General features: G+C 35.0%; 7 protein-coding genes and 1 pseudogene. All 8 read left to right on the top strand.

Annotated elements, in window-relative coordinates; translation table 11 throughout:
* Positions 1-283: pseudogene (locus tag HMPREF0373_RS17020) on the top strand (RumMC family radical SAM sactipeptide maturase); the annotation flags it as partial.
* 67 nt (positions 284-350) lie between these two features.
* Complete coding sequence (locus tag HMPREF0373_RS10195; RefSeq protein WP_021739626.1) at positions 351-542, top strand: RumC family sactipeptide; 192 nt, start codon at positions 351-353, stop codon at positions 540-542.
* 185 nt (positions 543-727) lie between these two features.
* Positions 728-1570, top strand: a complete 843-nt coding sequence (locus HMPREF0373_RS10190) for a C39 family peptidase (protein ID WP_242831205.1) — start codon at positions 728-730, stop codon at positions 1568-1570.
* A gap of 87 nt (positions 1571-1657) precedes the next feature.
* Positions 1658-2143 (top strand): hypothetical protein, encoded by a 486-nt coding sequence (locus HMPREF0373_RS10185; protein WP_021739624.1) that lies wholly within the window; start codon positions 1658-1660, stop codon positions 2141-2143.
* Between the two features lie 14 nt (positions 2144-2157).
* Positions 2158-3375: an ABC transporter permease gene (locus HMPREF0373_RS10180; protein ID WP_044963895.1), complete on the top strand. Its 1218-nt coding sequence runs from the start codon at positions 2158-2160 to the stop codon at positions 3373-3375.
* A gap of 1 nt (position 3376) precedes the next feature.
* Positions 3377-3784, top strand: coding sequence for a hypothetical protein (locus HMPREF0373_RS10175; protein ID WP_021739622.1), 408 nt, complete (start codon positions 3377-3379; stop codon positions 3782-3784).
* Positions 3785-3799: 15 nt separating this feature from the next.
* Complete coding sequence (locus tag HMPREF0373_RS10170; RefSeq protein ID WP_021739621.1) at positions 3800-4459, top strand: ABC transporter ATP-binding protein; 660 nt, start codon at positions 3800-3802, stop codon at positions 4457-4459.
* Complete coding sequence (locus HMPREF0373_RS10165) at positions 4460-5902, top strand: ABC transporter permease (protein WP_021739620.1); 1443 nt, start codon at positions 4460-4462, stop codon at positions 5900-5902.
* Positions 5903-6020 lie beyond the last annotated feature (118 nt).

Genomic DNA, 6020 nt, shown 5'->3' with positions numbered 1-6020 from the left:
AGGAAATGTGTTTGAAGGGGCAGATCTGGAAAAGATAAAGAAATATTATATTGAAGAATACGATGAAAAATCCCTTACAAGATGTAATGAATGCTGGGCGAGAAATTTGTGCGGACTTTGTTATGCAGCATGTTATGAAGCAGAAGGAATTGATATGGAGAGGAAAGAAAAAGTCTGCGGTGCTCACAGGTATGCCACAAAAGGAGAACTGATTTCGTATTACAGCATTTTGGAAGAAAAGCCGGAAGTGATCGAAGAGATAGATGCGGTACCGTATTATTAAGGAAAGGTTTTAGATTATCAAAGATAATTTAAAATAGAAAAAATCAGACGGAAAGGAGGCGGCTGGTATGAGAAAAATCGTAGCAGGAAAGTTACAGACAGGAGCAGACTTTGAAGGCAGCAAAGGTGGATGTGTTTGTAGCGGAAGTGTAGCAGTAGCAAACTCTCATAATGCAGGACTGGCGTATTGCGTGGGATACTGTGGAAACAACGGAGTAGTGACTAGAAATGCTAATGCAAATATCGCAAAAACTGCATAAGATGTAAAAAGACGTCTTATAGGAAGGGGAGATTTGTAATAGAATCTCCCTTTTTCTTTTTGGGGCTAGGGAAGAATTTACTATGCAAGAATGGTTTGATAGTTTCACGGATATAAAATATAAGAATGTTATCAGTAACACTAAATAAGGTGAATTTTATAAAGCTGAAGGGAGGTTAAATAAGAATGGTACGAAAGAGTAGAAGAAAGAGAAAAACACGAGTATTAAAATGTATAGTTTTTTTGGGAATTATTGTTTTTATAAGCTGTATGGGGGTGTATTTCTATAGAAAATACAAGGATACACAATTACAAAATATGGTGGATCAAACTGTGGAAAATGGAGATGTGATGGGAACATTACAAAAGATGTCAAATTACGATTCTCGTATAAAAGATATAATAGAAAATCAAGATCAGTATCCCAAAGAACTTTTAGAATTGTTAACAGCAAATATAGAGACTATAGAGTTTGTGTTTGATTATCCTGAAAAGAAAGATAACTTACCAGCTACAATAGTAGAAGAAGCAAAAAGTGGAGAAATCCCATTACTATTGCAATGGGATGAAAGATGGGGATATCAGAATTATGGAGACGGCATGTTGGCAGTAAATGGGTGTGGTCCAACAGCACTCTCTATGGTTATTGTAGGTCTCACGGGGAATAAGCAGGCGACACCTTATCAAGTAGCACAGTATGCAGAACAAAATGGGTATTATGTAGAAGGGGTAGGAAGTAGTTGGAGTATGATGACAGATATAGGAAGCCATTTTGGGATTCAGGGAAGAGAAATTTCTTTGGATAAAGATAATATTCAGACAGAATTAGAATCAGGACATCCAATTATTTGTGCCATGCGTCCAGGAGATTTTACAACAACCGGACATTTTATCGTCTTGACAGGAATGAAAGATGGAAAGATTTGTGTCCATGATCCCAATAGTAAAAAAAGAAGCGAAAAATTATGGGACTATGAAACGTTAGAAGGACAAATCAATAATTTGTGGAGCTTTACAACACTTTTTTAATTCTACACATAAATTACACATAAAAAACGTGATAAACATAAGTGATATTTTTATAATAAAGACATAAAAATATTGGAGGTATCAATTATGAAGAAAAAAATTGCAATGGTGATATTGGCAACTTGTTTATTTGGAACTTTAGCAGGCTGTGAGAAGGATAGCAGTAATAAACCAGAAGTTCCTTCAACAGAAAATTCAACAAATAGTGTAAATCAAACTGAAAATAGCACGGAGAAGAGCGAAGGAATAAGTGCTTTAAGCAATGCTAATTTGGTTGGAACAGTAATTGATTTTACAGAAACAGGATGCACACTCGGAAAAGGAAGTGTTACAGAAGATACTATGACTGCACCAGCAACTGGAGAGGATACAGAAGGTGTAGAAAAAATTTCTGTACAGTATGCTGATAATACACAATTTCAAATTTCGAATTCTACAAGTACGAATGTAACTTTAGAGGCGGGAACAAAAGAAGATGTAAAAAAATCATCAGCAGTCTTTCTGTATGGGGAATATCAGGAAGATGGAACATTCTTGGCTACGCGTGTAATTATAGATCGTTTTCAAAAATAGTAGGAGGAGATAAATTGGGAAGTGCGAAAAGAGCAGTGCGTTACTTGATAAGAAAAAAATCAAAAACAGTAATTTTGTTTTTGGTACTCTTGATTTCAGAAGCGATGATTTTAAGTACAGGGATTATTTTAAAAGCATCAAATGAGGCAAAAAGCGAACTGCAGAAAAAAACAAAGACAAAAATATTGGCAGGAATTATGGAAAATAACAACCCGATCACAACGGAGGATATAAATAAAATACAGAAATTGAAGGGAATAGATAAGATTAATAAAAATGCAACATTATCTGCATATCCTACAAATTTCCAAACAGTAACGGAAAACCAGAATACAAATACAGAAAATCTTCAGGTTCGATTGGTTGGTTATGATGATTTAAAATTAGACGGTGCCTTTGCGGAAAGTGAAATCCGGATAGTAAAAGGAAAGTATCCAAAAGAGAAAAATGAAGTTGTTATCAATCAAATATTAGCAGAGACTAACAAGTTAGAGATTGGAGATACGGTTACTTTCGAAACAGATGGCGGGAAGAAAATGGATGGAGTGATATCAGGATATTATTTGTCTGGTTCGGAAAGAAATCAGTCGAAAGAAATGGCATCTGTTTATAGGATTGAAAATACTATTTACACAAAAACAGAATCTATAGCAGCATTACAGGAAATAAGCGGATATGAACGTATTTCCGTATATTTGAAAAATCCAGAAAATTTAGAAAAGATAGAGGGAGAAATGGCAAATATATTAGGAGAAAAAGTTGAACTGACAAAGTCTGATATGCTATTTCGTCAAATGAAACAACCACTCGAACAGGTTATGCAGGTTGTAAGTTTAATGTTATATTTGACATTAGGAACATCTGCAATTGTTATAACGCTCCTTCTATGTATGTGGATGAGGGGGAGAAAGAAAGAAATAGCAGTTTATATCAGTTTGGGAAAAAATAAATGCTCGATATTATCACAGTTATTATTAGAGAGTTTTTTGGTATTTGCAGTTTCATCTGTATCTGCTGTTGTTATAGGGAATATTTTGGCAGAAAAATTGAAGGGAGTATTATTTGCAGGAAAAAGTATTTCTACACTGGCAATAGAAATTAGTCCACACTTATCAGATATCGGAATGCTTATTATGAGTGGCGCTATGATACTTTTCATTGGAATTGGTATATCAGTGATACCTGTTTTGCGGACGAATCCTAAAGATACATTATCAGATATGGAGGGATAGTATGGAAAATAAGATAGAAATTGTTGTACCAATATTAGAACTATATGAATCTGTAGAGGATGATTTAAGAAAGATAGGGATTCGAATTAGATTGGATGTGTATGATGGAATGGACAACTGTATATATGCAAATAAAAATGCACTTAAATTATGTTTAACAAGTATTTTGTACTATTTTATCGACAAACGTCCAGAACTTTCTGTTTTAGAAATAAGCTTAAAATCTTATGAGGAAAGGATATGGATAATTTTTAGAAGTGCAGAAGAAAAGTACAGATCCAAAAGGCAAACACCTATTCATAATTCAGAGATGGATGTGATAAGGGGATATTTAAAAACAAAAGGTATTTTTTTGAGAGAAGAAAAATTACCAGATGAAGTAGAAATTGGATTTGAAAATGTAGATTGATTAGGAGGCGATAATGTGGTTTTAGAAGTAAAGAATATAGTTTATTACTATAAAACAAATAAAAGTAAAAATGTTTTGAATGGGATTAGTTATAAGTTTGAAGAAGGTAAGGTTTATGCTATTTTAGGTGCAAGTGGATCAGGAAAGACAACATTTTTATCATTGCTTGCAGGTTTGGATGTTCCTGTTCTTGGAACTATTTTGTATGAAGAAGAGGACATTCTAAAGGGCGGATTGAATCATCATCGAAAAGAACATGTTTCCTTAGTGTTTCAGAACTATAATTTGATTGATTATTTAACTCCAAAGGAAAATGTTATGCTTGGAGGAAATGGAAATCCTGAAGAACTATTAACTGCTGTTGGGATCCAAAAGGAAGATTGGGATCGGAAAGTTTTACAACTTTCTGGAGGACAGCAGCAAAGAGTGGCTATTGCAAGAGCTTTAGCGAGTCCAGCTAAAGTATTATTGGCAGATGAACCAACAGGAAATCTTGATGAAGATATTGGCAGAGAAGTTACTGAGCTTCTTCAGGAAACAGCACATAAATTAGGGAAATGTGTAATTGTAGTAACCCATAGTAGAAGTATGGCAGAAACAGCAGATGTTGTTATTAAAATAGAAAAAGGGAAAATACACGAAGAAAATATAAGAGAAAAAGGAGAGGTTTCATAAATGAATGTGTTAAGACGTGGTGCTTATTCTGTAGTTAGAAAACCCATAAAAAGCATTCTTCTCCTATTAGTAGTTGTAGTGATTAGCAGTTTTTTCATGGCAGGATTGGCAGGTCAGTCTGCAAGTGTCAATGTACAGGACTCTACGCGGCAAGCGGTAGGAGCAACCTTTAGGCTGGAATTAAGTGAAGCGAACCGACATACTAGGCTTGACGAGGCAACAGAAAAAATTGGAGAAGGAAAAGAAGGAACTTATCGAGGGGTAACAATAAAAAAATTTGAAGATGGAGCCTATGGAGTTTTGACAGATAATTCTTTTGAAACAGTTATCCCGGAAGATGCAGAAACGATAGCAAAAGTAAAAGGAATCGAAGAATACAACCTGATTACAGTAGCAACAGTAGTAAATCCTGTGAATTTTAAAAGAATTGAAGATCCGGATATGGATCAGAGCCAGGACTTTGGAGGTGTTAATCTAAGAGGCAATCGAATTATGGAAATGGATATGGATGTTGCAGCAGGAAAAATTAAATTGATAGATGGACGAATGACAACCAAAGAGGATAAAGATGTTTGTGTTATTTCAAAAGAACTGGCAAAATTAAACGGACTGCAAGTAGGCGACAGTCTACAGTTCAATCAGTGGGATGAGAAGGAGAATTCGAAAGTCTATAGTGCGAAGATTGTAGGAATCTATGAAGCGGTGCAGAAGTTGGAACCGGTTATGTCAGGAGATACCTATCGGTCAGAAAATACGATCTTTACCGATATGAATTTTCCGGAAAAACCATCTGGAGAAGAGGGAAATCCGCTGTTCCGATATGCGATTTTTAAAGTAGCCAATGTAGATCAATATGATGAGGTGAAAGAGAAAATTGAAAAAGTAGACATTGACTGGAAACGATATGATCTAATTGATAGTAATGGAAATATTCAGAGTATGGCTGAAAATTTTAATAATATGAAGCAGTTAAGTGAAATGCTGTTAATCGTAGTTTCAGCAGCAAGTTTTATCATATTAAGTCTGATTTTTTTATTCTGGATGAAGAACCGTACACAGGAAATTGGCATTTTTATGGCGTTAGGAGAAAGCAAGAAGAAAATTTGGAGTCAATTTCTTTGGGAAGCTATGCTGATTGGAGTTTTGGGATTAGTATTGTCATTTATGATATCGCCTGCACTTTCCAAAATGACAGCATCTTATATGGCACAGCAATCCCAGAGTCAGGCAGAAGAGCAGAAAGAAGCAACGGAAAATCAGGTATTTGCAGACGGATATACCGCACCGGATTTGAAATTACAGAACATAGAAATAGAAGTTACGCCAGATATGTTGATAAAAGATACAATTGCAATCGGTGGATTGCTATTCATTTCAGTTTCAGTAGCAGGGATTATGATCATGAGGAAAAAACCAAAAGAAATTTTATCAGAAATGAGTTGATATATTTTGGAAAAAATGTTAGGAGGAAAGAGAATTGAAAGCAAAAGAACACCTGAAAAAGATTAAAGAGATCATTGACGTAGAGCGAGGATACAGTCTGGGGACTGTTTTCACTACC

Source organism: Eubacterium ramulus ATCC 29099 (assembly GCF_000469345.1).
Taxonomy (GTDB): domain Bacteria; phylum Bacillota; class Clostridia; order Lachnospirales; family Lachnospiraceae; genus Eubacterium_I; species Eubacterium_I ramulus.
Note: the sequence above shows the minus strand (reverse complement) of the source record. Positions and strands in the feature narration are given on the sequence as shown.

Bases quoted from the DNA above. Each gene is read 5' to 3' on its own strand.
- HMPREF0373_RS10195 (WP_021739626.1), top strand. From the start codon at position 351: ATGAGAAAAATCGTAGCAGGAAAGTTACAGACAGGAGCAGACTTTGAA.
- HMPREF0373_RS10190 (WP_242831205.1), top strand. From the start codon at position 728: ATGGTACGAAAGAGTAGAAGAAAGAGAAAAACACGAGTATTAAAATGT.
- HMPREF0373_RS10185 (WP_021739624.1), top strand. From the start codon at position 1,658: ATGAAGAAAAAAATTGCAATGGTGATATTGGCAACTTGTTTATTTGGA.
- HMPREF0373_RS10175 (WP_021739622.1), top strand. From the start codon at position 3,377: ATGGAAAATAAGATAGAAATTGTTGTACCAATATTAGAACTATATGAA.
- HMPREF0373_RS10165 (WP_021739620.1), top strand. From the start codon at position 4,460: ATGAATGTGTTAAGACGTGGTGCTTATTCTGTAGTTAGAAAACCCATA.